Genomic DNA, 19,124 nt, shown 5'->3' with positions numbered 1-19,124 from the left:
CCCTCGCCCACGTCGTACGCCGACGAATCACCAGCAAGGAAGCGGAATCATCATGGCCAAGGGCCAGTTCGTGCGGGCCAAGCCGCACCTCAACATCGGGACGATGGGTCACGTCGACCACGGCAAGACCACGCTGACCGCGGCGATCACGAAGGTGCTCGCCGACACCGACCCGACCCGGAACACCTTCGTCGCCTTCGACGGGATCGACCGCGCTCCCGAGGAGGTCCAGCGGGGGATCACGATCAACATCGCGCACGTGGAGTACGAGACGGCGACCCGGCACTACGCCCACGTCGACATGCCCGGGCACGCCGACTACGTGAAGAACATGATCACCGGCGCCGCCCAGGTCGACGCCGCGATCCTGGTCGTCTCCGCGCAGGAGGGCACCATGCCCCAGACCCGCGAGCACGTGCTGCTCGCACAGCGGGTCGGGGTGCCCTACCTGGTGGTCGCGCTCAACAAGTCGGACGCCGTCGAGGACGACGAGCTGCTCGACCTGGTCGAGCTCGAGCTGCGCGAGCTGCTCAGCGACTATGGCTTCCCCGGCGACGAGGTGCCCGTGGTGCGGGTCTCCGCGCTCAAGGCGCTCGAGGGCGCCCCGCGCTGGACCCGGTCGGTCACCGACCTGCTGCAGGCCGTCGACGACTACTTCCCGGTCCCCGAGCGCGAGCTCGGGGAGCCGTTCCTGATGCCGATCGAGAACGTGCTGACCATCAGTGGCCGGGGCACGGTCGTCACCGGTGCGGTCGAGCGCGGCTCGCTGCGCGCCGGAGAGGCGGTCGAGGTCGTCGGGCTCGGTCCGACGGTCGCGAGCGTCGCGACCGGGCTGGAGACGTTCGGCAAGACGCTCGACGAGGTCCAGGCCGGCGACAACGCGGCCATCCTCCTGCGCGGCGTACGCCGTGAGGAGGTCCGTCGCGGCCAGGTACTGGTCGCGTCCGGCTCGGTCACGCCGCACGCCCGGTTCCGCGCGAACCTGCACGCGCTGAGCACGGCCGAGGGTGGCCGGCACACGCCGTTCGCGGCCGACTACCGCCCGCAGTTCTACTTCCGCACGACCGACGTCTCCGGCGGGATGGACCTGGGGGAGGTCGCCGTGGTCGCGCCGGGCGACACCGTCGAGGTCGTCGTCCAGCTCGGCAAGCCGGTGGCGATGGAGGTCGGCCTCGGGTTCGCCGTCCGCGAGGGCGGCCGGACCGTCGCGGCGGGCACGGTCGTGACGCTGCTCGACTGAGCGAGTAGGGGCCGGGGGCGGTCTGGGGCACGGACGGGTGACGGTGGTCACCGGTGGGGCGGGTAGCCTCCGTTCGTGCCTCAGATCGTCGTCCTGACCGGTGCCGGCATCTCCGCCGAGAGCGGGGTCCCCACCTTCCGCGACGCCGACGGGCTGTGGGAGGGGCACCACGTCGAGGACGTCGCGACGCCGGAGGGCTTCGAGCGCGACCGCGCGACGGTGCAGCGCTTCTACGACGAGCGCCGCGCGGCGCTGGCCACCGTCGAGCCGAACCCCGCGCACCGGGCTCTGGCCGAGCTCGAGGAGACTCTCGGCTCCGGCCTCCTCGTCGTGACCCAGAACATCGACGACCTCCACGAGCGCGCCGGATCGCGGCACGTGGTCCACATGCACGGCGAGCTGCTCAAGGCGCGGTGCGCTTCTTGTGGGGTGGCCTCCCCGTGGGACGGCACCCTCATCGACGAGCCCGCCTGCCCCGGCTGTGGAGCTCACGAGCTGCGCCCCGACGTGGTGTGGTTCGGCGAGGTGCCCTACGAGATGGACCGGATCGCCGACGCACTCTCGGAGGCGAGCCTGTTCGTGTCGGTCGGGACCTCGGGCGCCGTCTACCCCGCCGCGGGCTTCGTCCAGCACGCGCGCCGTCACGGCGCGCGCACCCTCGAGCTCAACCTGGAGCCCAGCGAGGGCAGCCACTTCTTCCACGAGTCCCGGCAGGGCCGGGCGGGTGACCTGGTGCCGGTCTGGGCCCGCGAGGTGCTCTGGACCTGACCGACCCGGCGCAGATTGAACGCCGGATCGTGCCGACCCGGCTCAGATTGAATCGAACGACGAACTGACCCGGCGCAGATTGAATAGTGACAGTTCAATCTGCGCCGGGTCAGCGGTCTGAGCTGTTCAATCTGAGCCGGGTCGGCGCTGTGATTTGTTAAGTCTGCGCCGGGTCGGTCAGGGGCGGGCGAGCTCCTCGTCGAGGATCGCGGTGAGCCGGGCCCGCTCGTGCCGGAGCCCGAGGGGCTCGAGCCAGTCGAGGATGGTGGCGCGGAAGAGCTGGCCGGACTCGATGACGCGGGGGTCGCAGTGGCCGGTGGACTCGAGGGTCACGACGCCGTACAGCGCCGACCACGCCCGCATGTAGATCCACAGCAGGCCACGGTCCTCGGTGGGGATGTGGTCGGACTTCGCCGGGATGAGGGGGTCGAGGACCGCCTCGCGGATGACCGGGTCGAGCTCCTCGAGAGCCGGATAGGGGAACTGGTAGAGCTCCCAGATCTGCCACATCAGGTCGGTGAAGTAGTGGCCGGACGTGGCGAGCGTCAGCAGCTCCCGGCGCTCGGTGTCGGCCTCGGCGATCGGGTTGGCGAAGACGAGCGCGAACTCCCGTGGCCTGGCCAGCGCCCACTGGCGGAAGCGGGCGCAGGCCACCGTGAGCCGGGCGGCCGGGTCGTCCTCCGAGAAGCGGGACGCCGCTTCCGCCCAGGTCGCCGTCGCCGCCTTGTCGAGCTCGAACGCGACGAGGTCGACGAGTTGCTGGTAGCTGTTGACGTAGCGGTACAGGGCCGGCGCGGTCATCCCCATCCGGGCGGCCACCGCGCGCAGGGACAGGTCCGCTCCCTCCTCGAGCAGACGAGCGGAGACGGCGACGATCTCGTCGTACGTCGCCTCGCGCTGGCGTTCCCGGCGGGTGGCGGGCGCACGGAGGTGGGCCACAGGACTCCTCGAGATCGACCGGGTGGACACCCGGGTGAATGCTTGACGTGACCAGTTTACACCGTTTACCGTTAATGGTGTTCACGAAACTAACGGGAGTTCACTGACTTCGGGAGGACCGAGGATGATGGAGCGATGGGGCGCCCTGGTCGTGCGCCGGGCGGTGGCGGTGCTGTTGGTCGGGCTCGGGGTCACGGCGCTCGCCGCGGTCGCCGGCCTCGGCCTGGAGGGCAAGCTCTCGGCCGGTGGCTTCGAGGATCCCGGGACCGAGGCGGCTCGGGAGCTCGTGCTTGAGCGCGAGACCTTCGGCAATCGCTCGATCGATGCCGTGGTGATCTTCTCCAGCGCGGACGAGGAGGCCGCCGACCCGGCGTTCCGGGCCGAGGTGGAGCGGACTCTCGCCGCCGTCCCGGAGGACAGCGTGGTCGCGGTCGCGACCTGGTACGACGTCCAGGACCCCGCCATGGTCAGCAAGGACGGGCACGCGACCGCCGTCTACGTCTCCCTCGCCGGGCAGAGCCAGAACGACTTCATCGACTCCTTCGACGCGATGCGTCCCGAGGTCGAGCAGAGCTCGCTCGACACCGCCTTCGCCGGTCCGTACGCCGTCTACACCGATGTCAACGAGGAGACGAAGTCCGACCTGCTCCGCGCCGAGATCGTGTCGCTGCCGGTGGTGCTGATCCTGTCGCTCATCATCTTCCGCAGCGTGGTCGCGGCGTTGATGCCGATCCTCGTCGGCCTCGTGGCCGTGCTCGGCGCGCGGGCCACGGTCGCCGGGCTCAACGAGCTGGTCGACGTCTCGATCTTCGCGCCCAACATCATCACCCTGCTGGGCCTCGGCCTCGCGATCGACTACGCCCTCTTCGTGGTCTCCCGGTTCCGCGAGGAGATCGCCCGCGACCCCGACGCCCCCGGCGGCGCGGTGGCCCGGACCATGGCCACCGCCGGGCGCACCGTCGCGTTCTCGGCGCTGACGGTCGCGGCGGCGATGAGCTCCCTGCTCGTCTTCCCGCAGACCTTCCTCAAGTCGATCGGGTACGGCGGCATCGCGGCCGTGCTCATCGCGATGGTCGCGGCGCTGACGATCCTGCCCGCGGTGTTGGCGCTGCTGGGCACCCGCATCGACGCGTGGCGGATCCCGTTCCTCCAGCGGGCCACCCCCGTCGAGACCGACCACGGCGCCTGGGCGCGGCTCGCCCGCGCCGTGATGCGCCGGCCGGTGATCGTCGCGACCGCCGTCGTGGTCGTCCTGCTCGCCGTCGCGTCACCCTTCCTCGGGGTGAAGTGGGGCAGTGTCGACTACCGCGTGCTGCCGGCGGACACCCCCTCGCACCTGGCCTCGGAGCGGCTCAACACCGAGTTCGGCCCGGAGCGCTCGACGGCCAACATCCTCGTCGAGGGCGCGGACGAGGCCGGCGTGGCGGCGTACACACGGGCGTTGGGGCAGGTCGACGGCGTCGTCGACGTCCGACCGGTCGCGAGCGAGGGCGACACCACGCTGCTGCGGGCGGCCTGGGAGGGCAACAGCCAGACCGACCACGCGCAGCAGGTGGTGCGCGATCTGCGGGCGGTGGACGCACCGGGAGACGCCGAGGCTCTCGTCGGCGGCCTGACGGCCGACACCGTCGATCTCGCGAGCTCGGTCGGCGACCACCTGCCGCTGATGGGGATGATCGTCGTCGGCGTGATGCTGGTGCTGCTCTTCCTGGCCTTCGGCTCGGTGGTGCTGCCGTTGAAGGCCGTGCTGATGAACGCTCTCTCGATCACCGCGTCCTTCGGCGTCGTGACCTGGATCTTCAGCGACGGCCACCTCGCGGACCTGCTGGGGTTCACGCCGCAGGGCTTCCTCGACCTGACCAACCCGATCGTGATGCTTGCGGTGCTGTTCGGCCTGTCCATGGACTACGAGGTCTTCCTGCTCTCGCGGGTCCGCGAGCAGTGGGACGCGACCGGCGACAACGACCTCGCCGTGCAGACCGGTGTGCAGAAGACCGGCCGGATCATCACCAGCGCCGCGCTCCTGCTGGCCGTCGTGATCGGAGCGTTCAGTCTCAGCGGCGTGGTCTTCATGAAGATGCTGGGCATCGGCATGCTGGTGGCGATCCTGGTCGACGCGACCGTCGTGCGGGCGCTGCTGGTCCCGGCCACGATGAAGCTGCTCGGCCGCTGGAACTGGTGGGCGCCCGCTCCGCTCGCCCGGTGGTGGGAGCGGTACGGCTTCCGCGAGGGGCCCAGGGTGACGGCACCCGACACCCCCGACGCCCCGCAGGACCGCGTGTTGGTCTAGGTGGCTCGCCGGGAGCAGTAACACGCTGTCCACCTGACTGGTCGGCGGTTGTCGGCACGAAACCATCCGAAATGGGGCGATTTCGTGCCGACAGGCGACAGGTAGTCGGGTGGACAGCGTGTTACAGCACCGCCCCGACCGAGGGATCAGGCGTTCTCCTTCTTGAACACCGAGGTGCCCCACCACACGGCGAGGCCGAAGAGCACCGCGGTCCAGCCGACGCCCCAGAGCATGGAGCTGTCGAAGTCGCCGAAGAACGCCGCGCGGACGGCGTCGACGACGTGGCGGATCGGCATGAAGTCGCTGAGCCGTTCCAGCCAGCCGGCGCCGAAGCTCATCGGGAGCAGGATGCCGCTGAGCAGCAGCACCGGCATCATGACGACGTTGATGACCGGCGCCATCACGTCCTCGCTCTTGGTGGTCAGCGCAAGGGCGTTGGACGCGGCGGCGCACGCGCCGCCGAGCATCAGGGTGAGGACGACGCCGACGACGATGCCGCCGAACGAGGCGTCCATGCCCATGATCAGACCGAGCCCGACCAGGATGATCGCCTGCACGAAGAGCTGCAGGAGGTCTCGGTAGAGCCGGCCGAACAACAGTGCGGAGCGGTGCGCCGGGGTGACCCGCTCGGCCTCGATGACGCCCTCGCGCCACTCGCCGATGAGTGAGAAGCCGGCGAAGAAGGCACCGAAGATGCCGAGCTGCACGAGCATGCCGGGCACGAACCAGGTGTACTTGTTGCCGCCCAGCTGGGCGATGACCGGCTCGAGCAGCGGCCCGAACAGCAGCAGGTAGAGGACCGGCTGCAGCATGCCGATGATGACCCACGCCGGGTTGCGCAGGTTCATCCGCAGCTGGCGGTTGAAGACGATCCAGGACTCGCGCAGGAAGGTGTTCACGCGCCGGCTCCTTCGGTGAGTACGTCGGCGTCGGCCTCGGGGCTGTCCTTCGCCTCGGCTGCGGCCTCGGCGTCGCGCAGCGAGCGGCCGGTGAGGGTGAGGAAGACGTCGTCGAGGGTGGGGCGGACGACCTCGATCGACTCGAGCCCGACGCCCGACGTCTCCAGGTCGCGCAGCAGGCCGGGGACGGCCTTGCCGGCGCGGGCGACGCGGCCGCGGACGTGGTGGCCCTCGACCTCGACGTCGGCGCTGATCGAGCCGAGCTTGTCGCGGGCGATCGCGACCTGCTCGCCGGTGGCGACCTCGAGATCGACCAGGTCGCCGGCGACGGCGGCCTTGAGGTTGTCGGCGGTGTCGCTGGCGACGATGGTGCCCTGGTCGATGATCACGATCCGGTCGGCGAGGGCGTCGGCCTCGTCGAGGTAGTGGGTGGTCAGGAAGACGGTCGCGCCCTCCTTGGCCCGCAGGTCGGCGATGTGGTGCCACAGGTTGATCCGCGCCTGCGGGTCCAGGCCGGTGGTCGGCTCGTCGAGGAACACCAGGCCGGGGGAGTGGATCAGCGCCATCGCGATGTCGAGGCGCCGCTTCTGGCCGCCCGACATGTTCTTCGGCATCCGCCGCCACAGGCCGTCGAGCTGCAGCTTGTCGAAGAGCTCCTGGCCCTTGGCGACGGCCGCCTTCTTCGACATCCCGTAGAGCATCCCGTGGTCGACCACCTCGTCGCCGGCGTAGGCGCCGGAGAAGGTCGAGCCGACCTGGGAGCAGTACCCGATGCTGCGGCGTACGTCGACCGCCTGGGTTGCGACGTCGAAGCCGGCCACGGTGGCGGTGCCCGCTGTCGGCTTGAGCAGGGTGGTGAGCATCCTCAGCGTGGTGGTCTTGCCGGCGCCGTTGGGCCCGAGGAAGCCGACGACCTCGCCCTCCTCGACGTCGAGGTCGACGCCGCGCACGGCGTGGACCTCCTTCTTCTGCTTGCCCTGTCCGCTGTGGAAGGTCTGCACGAGTCCTCGTGCACGGATCATCGTCGAATCCCCTCGTCGTCAAGGTTGAACACCGGCAGTATTCAAACTTGAACACCGCCCTGTCAAACGGATCCCCCGGAGGTACGACAGCACCACCCGCCGACATTCATCGCAACCGGGTTTCCGGTCCGCCTGCCGAATTCGTCGTCCCGACCCGGTGGGAGCGACCAAGGCGGTAGGTGAACCGCAGGGATCAGCCGCCCAGCAGGGCCCGGTAGCGCTCGCGGTCGGCGTTCATCTGCCAGCCGGGGTCGCTGGCGGGCGGGGTCCAGGTCGACGCGTCCAACGACAGCCGGCCGGCCTTCAGCTGCTCGATCGTCTCCCGCAGCCAGCCGAGCTCGGCGACGGCGAGATCCAGCCACAGGACCACGGTGCGCAGGGCGTGGGGCGGCGCGTCGGCCGGAGCCGGCGGCTCGGCGAGCTGCGCGACGAGCTTCTCGAGCGCGACCCGGCGGCGGACCAGCGAGCGCAGCGCGCGTTCCGGCGGGACCAGCGGCACCAGGCCGAACGCGGCGCTGAAGGCCTTCCGATCGACGACGCTGACCTCCTCGAGTCCCGCGACGACCAGGCGCTCGAGCTCGGCCCGCCCCTCGCTGGTCGACTCGTAGACCGCCACCTCGCGGCCGCCGTCCTCGAGGTCGTGGCGGACCAGGAAGCCCTGTTTCGTCAGCGTGGACAGGCCGTTGTAGATCGAGCCCGGGTTGAGATGGGCCCAGTCGTCGACGGTCCACGACAGCAGCTCACGGCGGATCTGGTACCCGTTCACCGGCTCGAAGAGCGCGACGGCGCCCAGCAGCAGCAACCGGGTGTCGTGGGCGGCCATGCCCCGGAGTCTAGGAGCCGGCGGCGGTCGAGGATCCCTCGGCGGAGGCGAGCAGGGCTCCGAGCCCGTCGCGGCCGACGCCGAGCTTGCGGTACGCCCGGGACAGGTGCACCTCGACCGTCTTCGTCGTGACGAACAGGTGCTGCGCGATGTCCCGGTTGCGCAGCCCGGCCGCCGCCAGGTCGCACACCCGGCGCTCGGCGGACGTCAGGGCCGCGACCCCGGTGACCTCGATCCGCCCGGCGCGACCGCCCGCCAGCGCCAGCTCGGTCGTGGCCCGCCCGGTGAGGACCGTCGCGCCGAGCCGGTGCGCGAGCTCCCGGCCGATCCGGAGCTGGTCGCGTCCCTCCACCCGGCGTCCGGTACGACGGAGGGCCGATCCCAGCGCGACCCGGGATCGCGCCTCCTGGAGCCGGGCCTGGGATCCGTCGAGCACGGCGATCGAGCGCTCCAGCAGCGCGATGCCGTCGGCACCGGCGACCTCGCCGTTGATCCGCAGCGCCTGCCCGAGGACTCCCGCGGCACCCTTCTCCTCGGCCCGGGCGAGCTCGACCGTGGCCAGCTCGCGGGCCTCGTCGACCCGGCCCAATGCCCAGAGGCTCTCCACCGCGGGAGCGCGCCAGGCGCACCAGGTGGGGGAGTCCACCTGGAGGGCGTCGAGGCGGCGTCCGCAGGTGCGCAGCGAGTCCAGCGCGGCGGCGTGGTCGCCGGTGGCCGCCTGGACCAGCCCGCGGGCCCGGAGGAGGTGGATGCCGCCGGCGTGCATCAGGTCGGCGAGGATCTCGTCCGGGACGCTGTCGACCGCGGCCCGCGCCTCGTCGTACCGGCCCTGCTCGAGCAGGGCCTCCGCGCGGCCCGCGTGCGAGAGGACGCCGACGATGGTCCCGCCGGCGACGACGTCGGCGTGCTCCAGCGCGGCGTCGAAGTCGGTCATGCTGTCGTCGAGCCGGCCGGACCACAGGTGCGCCCAGCCGCGCACGAACGACGCCGCCACGTGCATGAGCACCGAGCCCTCGCGTGCGGCGAGGTCGAGTCCCTGTGCGCACAGGTCCGCCACGGCGGCGTACTCGCCGGCGGCGGCGAACTGGAGCCGGGCGATCGTCCACTCGAAGGGGTTGGCGACCTGCTCGGGGGTGAGCCCGTCGCCGATCGCCCGGCGGGCCAGGTCGTGGACCTCGGCGCTGGGGGCGCTGACGGCGTTGGCCACCGCCGCCTGCTGGATGAGCAGCAGACGCTCGCCGGGGGTGTCGCCCACCAGCCGGCCGTGCGCGGCGAGCCGGGCCCGTGCCGTCGTGACCTGCCCGGGGACCTGGAGCGCGGCCGAGACCAGCACCGCCTCGACCACTCGGGCGAGATCGCCGTGCTCGGGCCCGAGGCCCTCGAGCGCGGCCGTGAGGATCGGGACGGTGCGGTCGTAGAAGCCGCCGATGTTGTACGCCGTCGCGAGGGCCAGCGCGGACTGGGCGCGCAGCACCGGGTCGGTCACGCCGCGCCCCGCGCGCTCCAGGGTCACCACCGCCGCGGGATCGCCGGCGTGGAGCTCGGCGGTGCCGAGCTCGACCAGCACGCTCGGGAGCTCGACGGCGTCGGGCGGCTCCTCGATCGCCCGCCGGAGCAGGTCGACGGCAGCCTGGGGGGCGCCGTCGGCGAGGGCGGCCCGGGCGGCGGTGCGCAGCAGGTCGACCGACCAGGCGTCGCCGACGCCCTCCGCCTCCAACAGGTGACCGGCCGCGACATGGAGCCCGTCGCTCTCGTCGGCGAGCGCCCGTGCGGCGCGGCGGTGCAGGTCGTCGCGAGCAGCGGCACCGGTGGCGGCGGCGACGGCGCTGCGCAGCAGGGCGTGCCGGAACCCGAGCCGCCGCTCCGTGGCGAACAGCCCGGCGTCACGGAGCCGGTCGGCGGCCGTACCGGCCGCCTCGGGGCCGAGTCCGGCCAGTTCGGCGGCGACCCGCAGCGGCGCGGTGTCGAGGACGGCGACGGCGCGGGCCAGGGCCTGCTCCGGCGGCGCGAGCGCCGTGAGGCGCTGCACGACGGCGTCGACGACTGTGCGCGGCACGAGGGTCCGTACGTCCGTCGTACCGGCACTCTCGGGGTCGGTCGCCGCCAACAGGTCGGCCAGGGCGACCACGAGGAAGGGGTTCCCGCCGGTCACGTCGGCACACGCCGCGGCCAGCTCGTCGTCGACGTCGGCGTGCCAGAGGTCGGCCAGGCACGAGCGGACCCCGGCGACGCTCAGCGGGGCGAGGTCGAGCCGGCTGGTCTCGGCGACCAGCGCCGCGAGCGCCGGGCTGCGCCGCTCGGGCAGTACGTCGCGCGCCGCGACGACCAGGAGCACGGGCAGCTCGTCGGCGCGGCTCAGGACGTGGTGGCAGAAGAGCAGCGACGCCTCGTCGGCCCAGTGCGCGTCGTCGATCGCCAGGACGAGTGGCCCGTCGGCGGCGAGTCCGTCGAGCAGCCAGTACAGGCTGTTGAGCATCACCGAGGGGTCCGCCACGGGGGTCCCGCGATGGAGCACCAGGTCGACCGCGGCCCGGGCCGCGCCGTGGGCGATCCCGTCGAGACCGTCGAGGGCGGCCGGCTCCAGGTCGGCCAGCACGCGGCCGAAGAGCCGGCGGACGACGCCGTACGGCGCGTGCGCCTCCAGCTCGCCCGCGGCGGCTCGGAGCACCGGCAGGTCGCCGGCGGTGGCGAGGGCGGTCTCGAGCAGCGACGTCTTGCCGACGCCGGCCGGCCCGAGCAGGCACAGTGCGCCGCCCGTGCCCGCGCGCAGCCGGTCGAGGGCGGCCCGAGCCTCCGTGAGGCTGGCCTCCCTCTCGAGCAGTCGCGCCGAGATCACGCTCGTGAGCGTAGGGGACGAGCGCTCCGTGGCTCGCTGCGAGTGACCAGGCGGAACCTCTCATCCCCGGGCGGGATCTGCTGTGCCCGGGGACGAGGACCGGTCACGTGACCCGCGAGTAGAGTCGCGGCCATGAAGCGTGAGATCTACGACGAGGACCACGAGGCCTTCCGCGCGTCCGTCAAGGAGTTCGTGGACAGGTCGGTCCTGCCGCACACCGAGGAGCACATCGCCGCCAAGGCGCTGCCCCGCGAGTTCTGGATCGAGGCCGGCAAGCAGGGCCTGCTCGGTCTCGAGGTCCCCGAGCAGTACGGCGGCGCGGAGGCGGGCGACTTCCGGTTCAACGCGATCCTCCAGGAGGAGCTCGCGAAGGTCGGCGCGGCGTACCCGACCTGTCACGGCATCCACGCCGACATCACCGCGCCGTACATCGTCGAGCTCGGCACCGAGGAGCAGAAGCAGCGCTGGCTCCCGGGCGTCGTCTCCGGCGAGATCCTGCTCGGCATCGGCATGACCGAGCCCTCCGGTGGCTCCGACCTCGCCGCGCTCAAGACCACCGCCGTCCGCGACGGCGACTCGTGGATCATCAACGGCTCCAAGACCTTCATCACCAACGGCTACTCCGGCGACCTCTTCGTCACCGCCGTGCGCACCGACCCGGAGAAGGGCCCCAAGGGCATCACCCTGTTCGGCATCGAGGCGACGGCGGAGGGTTTCTCCCGCGGCCGCAAGCTCGACAAGGTCGGCATGGAGGAGTCCGACACCGCCGAGCTGTTCTTCGAGAACGTGCGGGTCACCGACGCCGAGATCATCGGCGAGCTCAACATGGGCTTCATCCACATGATGCAGAAGCTCCCCCAGGAGCGCCTCGGCTGCGCCGTCGCCAATGTCGCACACGCCAAGCAGATCCTGGCCGAGACCGTCCAGTACGCCAAGGAGCGGCAGGCGTTCGGCGCCCCGATCGGCACCTTCCAGCACAACAAGTTCCTGCTGGCCGATCTGGTCACCCGGATCGAGGTGGCCGAGGCGTACATCGACAAGTGTGTGCTCGCCCACGCAGAGAAGCGGCTCACCGCGATCGACGCGGCCAAGGCCAAGTGGTACTCCTCGCAGGTGCAGTCCGAGGTGCTGGACCACTGCGTCCAGCTGCACGGCGGCTACGGCTTCATGAACGAGTACCGCGTCGCCCGCGCCTGGCGCGACGCCCGGGTCACCAAGATCTGGGCCGGATCCAATGAGATCATGAAGGAGCTCATCGGCCGCGACCTCGGTCTCTGAGAGACACCGACCCGGCACAGATTGAACTCTGAGAGACACCGACCCGGCGCAGATTGAACTCGGTCTCGCACCGAGCCGGCAGAGGTTCTGCCGGGTCGGCGTGACTTTCGGTTCAGACTGCGCCGGGTCGGCGATTTCTGCTGTTCAATCTGCGCCGGGTCGGCGTCAGATCGGATTCAGTTTGGGACGGGTCAGTGGCCGCCGAGACCCTCGGAGAGGGCGCGGGTGGTCCGCACGAGCGCGCGGGCCATCGGGCTGTCGACGTCGGCGGAGACCGTGACGGCGGTGCCGACGATCGCCATCGCCGCGACGATCGTCTCGCCCTCGAAGATCGGCGCCGCGATCGTGCGTACGCCATTGATGTCGGGGGAGTTGAGCGAGAGGCCGAGCTCGCGGATGGTGTCGAACTCTGCGGCCAGCTCGGGCGCGCGACGCAGGATCGACTTCAGGCCGGGCACCTGCTCGGGCGGCAGGAACGAGCAGAAGACGCGGCCCTGCGCGGAGTCGGTGAGATCCAGCCGGGCGCCGGAGCGGACCCCGATCCGGATGATGTGGTCGGTGTTGTCGACCGAGCGCACGACGGTCGCGGTCTCCCCGTCCCAGACGGACAGGACGACGGTCTCGTCGACCTCGTGCAGCAGCGACTCCATGTAGGGCTCGGCAGCGGCGACGATCGGCAGCCCGGCCCGGGCGGACGCGGCGAGGGTCAGCACCTGCGGCCCGAGCGAGTAGAGCGCGGTGCGCTCGTCGTAGCGGAGCAGGTGGGCGGCGCGCAGCGCCTTCGTGTAGCGGTGCGCCGTCGCCTTGCTGGTGCCGAGCGACGCCGTGAGCTCGTTGAGGCTCAGGTACGGCTTGGCGACCGTGAACGAGCCGAGCACGACCGCGGCCCGCTCCACCGTCTGGATGGTGGGAGCGGTCTCGCTCGTCTCGCGCTTGGGGCTCTTGCTGGCAGTCATGGGACCTCGAATCGGGGCACGGGCTCGACGGAGTATCGCACGGGTGGGGCGCCGCGCCGCCGTGTCCGGCGGGCGCGGGCGCCCCGTGTCGTCACAAGTCCGACGAATGCCCGGGGGTGAGCGCGGATCCGGGACGGACCAGCGCGGTGATGTGGTTCACGGCGAGCGCCGCCTCGCCGAAGCCGATCGAGATCAGCTTGACCTTGCCCTCGTAGTGGGCGAGGTCGCCGGCGGCGAACACCCGGCGCCGGTTGGTCCGCATGGTGCGGTCGACCAGGATGTGGCGGCGGTCCTGCTCCAGGCCCCAGCCGTCGATCGGGCCGAGGTCGGCGATGAAGCCGAGGGCCGCGACGACGGCCTGGACCGCGAGGGTGCGGCTCTCGCCGTCACGGGCCTCGATGACCACCTCCTCGATCCGGTCCTCGCCGGACACCTTGGCGACCTCGTACGGCGTCAGCACCTCGACGCTCGAATCGTGCAGCTGTGCGACGCTGCGCTCGTGGGCACGGAACTGCGGCCGCCGGTGGACCAGTGTGACGCTGCGCGCGATCTCCTCCAGGCCGAGCGCCCAGTCGAGCGCGGAGTCGCCGCCGCCGACGACGAGCACGTCCTGGTCCGCGAGCTCGGCCAGCCGCGGCACGAAGTAGCGCAGTCCCCGGTCGAGGTACTCCGAGCCGACGGGCAGCTCGCGCGGGGTGAAGCTGCCGATGCCGGCGGTGACGAGCACCGCGCCGGCCCGGACGATCTCGCCGGTGTCGGTGGTGACCTCGACCCCGTCCTCGTTCTCCACCAGGCCGACCGCGGTGCGGCCGAGCAGCATCAGCGGGTCGGCCGAGCGGGCCTGGGCGTGCAGCGCTTCGACGAGCTCCTGTCCGCGCACGGACGGGAATCCGGCCACGTCGTACAGCGCCTTCTCCGGGTAGAGCGCGGCCACCTGGCCGCCGACCTCGGGAAGTGCGTCGAGCAGCGCGACGCGCAGCTCGCGGAAGCCCGAGTAGTACGTCGCGTAGAGGCCGGTGGGACCGGCGCCGATGATCATCAGGTCGACGTCATAGGTCGTCCCGTCGGGGGCCACGGGGACGGCGGTGCTCATGCGACGTCCGGGTGGTCGGTGCCGACGCGGCCGACCTTGCGGGCACCGCCGGGGGAGCCGAGGTCGGTGAAGAACTCGGAGTTGATCCGCTCGTAGTCCTTCGACTCGTCCGGCAGGTCGTCGTGGTGGTAGATCGAGATCTGGGGGCAGACCGGTTCGCAGCGAGCGCACTCGACGCACTCGTCGGGCTGGATGTAGAGCATCCGGTCGCCCTCGTAGATGCAGTCGACGGGACATTCCTCCACGCACGACCGGTCCATCACGTCGATACAGGAACCAGTGATCACGTAGGGCACGGCTACTCCATTTCTGTATATGCATCCCGAGACAGCATCTCTCATTACAAGACAGGACAATGAACCCAGAAGGGCGCCGGCGTCAACCCGCCGCTGCTTTGCCGTGAACCCTTGACAGTCCCTACGGCGGCGACGATGCTATGTCACATCGCGAGATGGCGTCTCGCGATAGTGATCAGAGTGCACGACGCGAAGGAGCGATCGACATGTCAAGCGAAGTGTCCGAGCGAGTGGCGGAACCCATGCTCGTCGAGGACTGGGAGCGACTCACGTTCCGCGTCAACCGGGAGGCCTACCGGTCCCCGGAGATCTTCGCCCGGGAGCGGGTGGACGTGTGGCTGCGGACCTGGCTCTACCTCGGGCACGAGACAGAGATCCCCGACGTCAACGACTTCAAGGTCCGGACCATCGCCGGCCGGCCGCTGATCTTCTGCCGAGACACCGAGGGGCAGGTGCGGGCCTGGCTCAACTCCTGCCCGCACCGTGGCACCGTGCTCTGCCGCGAGACCGAGGGCTCGCAGCGCCGGTTCCAGTGCTTCTACCACGCGTGGACGTTCAACAACGACGGCACTGTCGCGGCCATCCCGGACGACGGCGCCTACGAGGACATCGAGTCGCTGCAGAAGAACATGATGCTGCGCTCGGTCCCCCGCCTCGAGATCCACGAGGGCTACGTCTTCATCTCGTTCAACCCCGACGTGCCGCCGCTCCTCGAGCACCTGGGTGACGCCGCCGACTACATGACCATGATCGAGCAGCAGCACGCCAGTGGCGTGACCACGCTGCCCGGCGTCCAGCTCTACAGCGTCCGCGGCAACTGGAAGCTCGCCGTCGAGAACGCGATGGACGGCTACCACTTCTCGCCGACCCACAACACCTTCGTCGGCTACCTGCGCGAGTCCGGCTTCGCCGTCACCGACGACGACCAGTACGCCTACAACCTCGGCAACGGGCACTCGCTGCTGGTGCTCACCGGCCACGGCGGCCGGATCTCCATGGTCTGGGAGCCGCGCTTCGGCGAGGACGAGAAGGTCCGCACCGAGGAGCACCGGGCCGAGATGGTGGAGCGCCTCGGCGAGGAGCGGGCCCACTACATCGCCGACGAGAGCCACATCCTCTTCGTGTTCCCGAACCTGCTGCTCTTCGACATCGAAGGCCTCTCGATCCGCCAGCTCGAGCCGGTCGCCCCGGGCCACACCGACGTCCGCGCCTGGCAGCTGGTGCCCCGCGAGGAGCACCCGGACTCCCGGTCGCTGCGGATGAAGACCGTCGTCAGCTTCGTCGGCCCCGGCGGCCTGGCGACGCCCGACGACATCGAGGCCTACGAGGCGGTCCAGCGCGGCATCGAGGCGACCAGGGGCGCCGGCGACCTCGACTACAGCGACATGTCGCGCGGCATGCGCGACGAGGTCAAGGGCGAGCAGGGCCGCTCGATCGACGAGGGCGCGATGCGCGGCTTCTGGCGGTACTGGGAGGAGGCCGTCGGCGGTGGCCTCCAGGTGACCGGTGACCGGCCGGCCGGCTTCCTCGAGGGGAGGAACGTGCGATGACGCAGGCAGACGTGCGCGGCCAGGTCGAGGTCGCCGGCCGCACCATCACCCGCGGTGACGTCGAGGACTTCCTCTACGCGGAGGCCGACATCCTCGACGCCTGGGACTACGACGGGTGGTTCGCCCTCTTCGAGGAGGGCGCCCGCTACGAGGTCCCGACCACCGACTACCGCGGCTGGTCGCTGCACACCGGCGGCTCGTTCGTCGACGACGACTACGACCTGATCAAGGCCCGGGTGAAGCGGCTGAAGTCGCGCAAGGCGCACGCGGAGAACCCGCACTCGCGCACCCACCGGATGATCTCCAACGTCCGGCTCTTCCCCGGCGAGGAGGACGGCACGCTGCGGATCCGCGCGTCCTTCGTCGCCCACCGGGCGCGCGACGGCCAGTTCGACACGTACGTCGGCTGGTACGAGCACGTCGTCGTGCCGACCGACGACGGCCTGAAGTACCGCCTGCGCCGGACCATCCTCGGCCACGAGGCGCTGCCCGTCGGTGCCCGACTGAGCTTCATCCTCTGAGACCGGGAGCGCCCGATGATCCGACACACGCTGCTCTTCCGGTTCGCCGACGAGGTCCCCGAGGGGACCCGGCAGGCGATCCTGGCGGAGCTGGAGACCTTCCCCGAGCGCTATCCCGCGATGCGGCACTGGTCGATGGGGGAGAACCTCAGCAGCCGGGACCAGACCTACTCCCACGGGATGTCGGTGGAGTTCCCCGACGAGCAGGACCTGCTCGCCTACCTGAACAGTGAGTCGCACGAGACCTTCGTGCGCGAGAAGTGGCGGCCGGTGATCGCCGACCAGGCGATCGTCGCCTACGAGTTCGCGAGCCCCGAGGGCGACGCGGGAAGGGAGGGACGCGTGACGCAGCGTCCACGCGGGCCGTTCGGCATGGAGTACGCCCGCATCGAGGTTCCGGACATGCAGGCGACGATCGACTTCCTGCAGTACCACGTCGGTCTCCAATTGGAGCAGCACACCGACGAGTACGCCTACCTGCGGGCCGACATCGAGCACCACGCGATCGAGCTGATCAGCGCCCCCGAGCGCACCGACGGCTGGACCACGGCGGTCGGCTTCAGTGTCGAGAGCGAGGAGGTGCTCGAGCAGATCAGGCAGCGCGCCATCGCCGCGGGCCAGGAGATCCTCCCGCTCCAGGAGCGCCAGCAGGCGCTGTGCGACAACGGCTTCGCACTCGCCGACCCCGAGGGCCTGATCGTGGAGCTCTTCACCGAGTTCCAGGAGTACGCCGAGCCGCCGAGCATCGAGATCCGCCCGCTCGACCTGGTCCACCCCTTCCTCGCGACCACCAAGTACGAGGAGATGCTGGACTTCTACATCAAGGTCCTGGGCTTCATCCCGTCCGACCACATCGTCGGCTCGGCGACCTTCCTGCGCTGCGAGGACCGCTACCACCACAGCCTGGCGATCCAGAAGAACGACGAGCACTACGTCGCGCACCTCTGCTTCGCGATGAAGAGCCTCGACCACGTCATGCGGATGCGGGCGCGGGCGCTCTACAAGGGCGCGCCGATCGCCTCGGACATCGTCAACCACTCGGCGTCGACGTCCATCGCGTTCTACCTGCACGACACCAAGTTCGGTCCGCGCTTCGAGCTCTGCGACAGTCACCGGGTGTTCACCCCGGAGGAGCACGAGACGCACCGGGCCCGGAAGATGCCCGCCGACCCGCGCAATATCGACGTGTGGCGGCCGGCGTCCGACGACTGGGGACGCTTCTGAGCGACGACCTCGTCGAGCTCCTCCAGGTGCTCGACCGGACGCCGGCGCCCCGCGGCCGTGAGCGACCCGCGGCCGCGGCGCTGGTGCAGTGGTGCGGTGAGCGCTGGCCCGCGATCACCTGGACCGTGCAGCCCTACGGCGCCGAAGGCGCCAACCTGGTCGCGCACGCCGGGCCGGGACCGCTGCTCTACTCGCACCTCGACACGTCCCTCGACGGGGACGGGATCTCCGACCCCCTCGTCACCGGTCGCGACGACCCGGTCGGTCCACTCCGGATCGCCGACGGCCGGGCCGAGGGGTTCGGGCTCGGCGTCGCGCGGGCGCCGGCCGCGGCCGCGGTGGCGGCCTTCGTCGCCGCCGGCCGCGGCACCCTCCTGCTCGCCGGCGGCGGCACGCACCGCCGCGGCGGCCGGGGCGAGGGCGTCCGGGCCTTCCTCGCCGAGGCGCCCGAGATCCCCTCGGCGATCGTGGCCAAGGGCGGTCCCCGTGGGCTGCTCTGGGAGGAGCCCGGCGCGGCCTACCTCCAGGTCCGGGTCACCGGCACCTCCGGCGCCGCGCTCGCACCCGACTCGGCGAGCCCGCCGAGCGGTGTGCTGCGCCACGCGGGCGTCGTCCTCGACGCGGTGGAGAGATGGCGCGAGCGCTACCTCGCCAGCCGTACGCCGGTCGGCCAGGTCGGCGCCCAGGTCGGGGTGGGGGCCCTGCGCGCCGGCTGGCCGGACAAGCCGGACCTGCTGCCCGCCGAGCTCGTCGTCGACCTGTACGTCGTCACGGTGCCCGGTGAGCGCCCGTCACGGCTCGCGACCGAGCTGACCGCCTGCCTGCACGCGCTGCTGGCGGCGACCCCGCTGGCCGGCTGTGGCTGCGTGGTCGAGGTCGAGTGGCTGCACGGCGCACAGGCCACCGAGGCCCGCGCGCCCGTCGTACGGGCCGCCCAGGACGCCTGGGAGCACGTCTTCGGCGAGCCCCCCGCGCCGATCACCGGCTGGACCGGGTCGACCGACGGCGTCGTGTTGCGCGAGCACGGGATCGACACCGTCCGGGTCGGTCCGCAGAGCGTACGATCGACCACCGACCCGCGGCGCGACGTCGTGGACCTCGCCGAGCTGGAGCGCTACCGCGAGCTCTACACGGCCCTCCTCGCCGGTGATCACCACCCGCACCAGCGGTCGCCACGACACCGCCACCACCACGAGCACTGAGTTCGGTTGATATCGCATTGCAAGATGTCATCACGCATGCTTGACGCGTGTGTCCCGCCTCACTAGAGTCGGCGACGACGGCATCGCCTCCCGGCCGGGGAGTCGATTACAGCCCTGACGCACGGTGCGCCGGGTGTGCGGCCGACAGCCACCCGAGATCTCCAGCCAGTGCGTGCGAGGCGAGATC

Annotated in this window: 16 protein-coding genes; 8 read left to right on the top strand and 8 right to left on the bottom strand. The window is 71.1% G+C overall.

Annotation, left to right across the window (positions count from 1 at the left end):
• The first annotated feature begins 52 nt into the window (after nucleotides 1-52).
• On the top strand, nucleotides 53-1,240 hold the full coding sequence (tuf, locus tag RB608_RS15240; protein WP_308088862.1) for an elongation factor Tu: 1,188 nt from the start codon (nucleotides 53-55) through the stop codon (nucleotides 1,238-1,240).
• Between the two features lie 75 nt (nucleotides 1,241-1,315).
• The gene (locus tag RB608_RS15235; RefSeq protein ID WP_308088861.1) at nucleotides 1,316-2,008 is read left to right on the top strand and encodes an NAD-dependent deacylase; all 693 of its coding nucleotides are present in this window, start codon (nucleotides 1,316-1,318) and stop codon (nucleotides 2,006-2,008) included.
• Between the two features lie 177 nt (nucleotides 2,009-2,185).
• Here the strand turns inward: RB608_RS15235 and RB608_RS15230 are convergent, their stop codons facing one another.
• Nucleotides 2,186-2,947 (bottom strand): WHG domain-containing protein, encoded by a 762-nt coding sequence (locus RB608_RS15230; protein WP_308088860.1) that lies wholly within the window; start codon nucleotides 2,945-2,947, stop codon nucleotides 2,186-2,188.
• A 124-nt stretch (nucleotides 2,948-3,071) separates the two neighbouring features.
• On the opposite strand from RB608_RS15230, the gene RB608_RS15225 reads away from it, so the two are divergent.
• A complete protein-coding gene (locus RB608_RS15225) occupies nucleotides 3,072-5,237 on the top strand; it encodes an MMPL family transporter (RefSeq protein WP_308088859.1) in 2,166 nt (721 codons plus the stop codon).
• A gap of 146 nt (nucleotides 5,238-5,383) precedes the next feature.
• Here RB608_RS15225 and RB608_RS15220 read toward each other — a convergent pair whose 3' ends face one another.
• From RB608_RS15220 to RB608_RS15205, 4 genes are all read right to left on the bottom strand, one after another.
• Nucleotides 5,384-6,136 carry an ABC transporter permease gene (locus tag RB608_RS15220; protein WP_308088857.1) on the bottom strand — a complete coding sequence of 251 codons (753 nt, stop codon included), beginning with the start codon at nucleotides 6,134-6,136 and terminating at the stop codon, nucleotides 5,384-5,386.
• The gene (locus tag RB608_RS15215) at nucleotides 6,133-7,158 is read right to left on the bottom strand and encodes an ATP-binding cassette domain-containing protein (RefSeq protein WP_308088855.1); all 1,026 of its coding nucleotides are present in this window, start codon (nucleotides 7,156-7,158) and stop codon (nucleotides 6,133-6,135) included. The genes RB608_RS15220 and RB608_RS15215 overlap by 4 nt, the downstream gene beginning before the upstream one ends.
• Nucleotides 7,159-7,351: 193 nt before the next feature.
• Nucleotides 7,352-7,981: a PadR family transcriptional regulator gene (locus RB608_RS15210; RefSeq protein ID WP_308088853.1), complete on the bottom strand. Its 630-nt coding sequence runs from the start codon at nucleotides 7,979-7,981 to the stop codon at nucleotides 7,352-7,354.
• A 10-nt stretch (nucleotides 7,982-7,991) separates the two neighbouring features.
• Nucleotides 7,992-10,817 carry an AAA family ATPase gene (locus RB608_RS15205; RefSeq protein ID WP_308088852.1) on the bottom strand — a complete coding sequence of 942 codons (2,826 nt, stop codon included), beginning with the start codon at nucleotides 10,815-10,817 and terminating at the stop codon, nucleotides 7,992-7,994.
• A gap of 132 nt (nucleotides 10,818-10,949) precedes the next feature.
• On the opposite strand from RB608_RS15205, the gene RB608_RS15200 reads away from it, so the two are divergent.
• A complete protein-coding gene (locus RB608_RS15200) occupies nucleotides 10,950-12,095 on the top strand; it encodes an acyl-CoA dehydrogenase family protein (protein ID WP_308088850.1) in 1,146 nt (381 codons plus the stop codon).
• 191 nt (nucleotides 12,096-12,286) lie between these two features.
• Here RB608_RS15200 and RB608_RS15195 read toward each other — a convergent pair whose 3' ends face one another.
• The 3 genes from RB608_RS15195 to fdxA all read right to left on the bottom strand — a co-directional run bounded on the left by RB608_RS15195 (nucleotide 12,287) and on the right by fdxA (nucleotide 14,440).
• Nucleotides 12,287-13,051 (bottom strand): IclR family transcriptional regulator, encoded by a 765-nt coding sequence (locus RB608_RS15195; RefSeq protein ID WP_308088849.1) that lies wholly within the window; start codon nucleotides 13,049-13,051, stop codon nucleotides 12,287-12,289.
• A gap of 91 nt (nucleotides 13,052-13,142) precedes the next feature.
• Nucleotides 13,143-14,144: an NAD(P)/FAD-dependent oxidoreductase gene (locus RB608_RS15190; protein ID WP_308088848.1), complete on the bottom strand. Its 1,002-nt coding sequence runs from the start codon at nucleotides 14,142-14,144 to the stop codon at nucleotides 13,143-13,145.
• Nucleotides 14,141-14,440 carry a ferredoxin gene (gene fdxA / locus RB608_RS15185; protein WP_308088847.1) on the bottom strand — a complete coding sequence of 100 codons (300 nt, stop codon included), beginning with the start codon at nucleotides 14,438-14,440 and terminating at the stop codon, nucleotides 14,141-14,143. Before fdxA ends, RB608_RS15190 begins: the two co-directional genes overlap by 4 nt.
• Before the next feature lie 206 nt (nucleotides 14,441-14,646).
• On the opposite strand from fdxA, the gene RB608_RS15180 reads away from it, so the two are divergent.
• From RB608_RS15180 to RB608_RS15165, 4 genes are read left to right on the top strand one after another with little or no spacing between them, the layout of a single operon-like run.
• The gene (locus RB608_RS15180; RefSeq protein WP_308088846.1) at nucleotides 14,647-15,990 is read left to right on the top strand and encodes an aromatic ring-hydroxylating dioxygenase subunit alpha; all 1,344 of its coding nucleotides are present in this window, start codon (nucleotides 14,647-14,649) and stop codon (nucleotides 15,988-15,990) included.
• A complete protein-coding gene (locus tag RB608_RS15175) occupies nucleotides 15,987-16,511 on the top strand; it encodes an aromatic-ring-hydroxylating dioxygenase subunit beta (protein ID WP_308088845.1) in 525 nt (174 codons plus the stop codon). The genes RB608_RS15180 and RB608_RS15175 overlap by 4 nt, the downstream gene beginning before the upstream one ends.
• Before the next feature lie 15 nt (nucleotides 16,512-16,526).
• Nucleotides 16,527-17,735: a Dabb family protein gene (locus tag RB608_RS15170; protein ID WP_308088843.1), complete on the top strand. Its 1,209-nt coding sequence runs from the start codon at nucleotides 16,527-16,529 to the stop codon at nucleotides 17,733-17,735.
• Nucleotides 17,699-18,937, top strand: coding sequence for a M20/M25/M40 family metallo-hydrolase (locus RB608_RS15165; protein ID WP_308088842.1), 1,239 nt, complete (start codon nucleotides 17,699-17,701; stop codon nucleotides 18,935-18,937). The genes RB608_RS15170 and RB608_RS15165 overlap by 37 nt, the downstream gene beginning before the upstream one ends.
• The last annotated feature ends 187 nt before the right edge of the window (nucleotides 18,938-19,124 follow it).

This window comes from Nocardioides sp. LHD-245 (assembly GCF_030929495.1).
Lineage (GTDB): Bacteria > Actinomycetota > Actinomycetes > Propionibacteriales > Nocardioidaceae > Nocardioides.
Note: the sequence above shows the minus strand (reverse complement) of the source record. Positions and strands in the feature narration are given on the sequence as shown.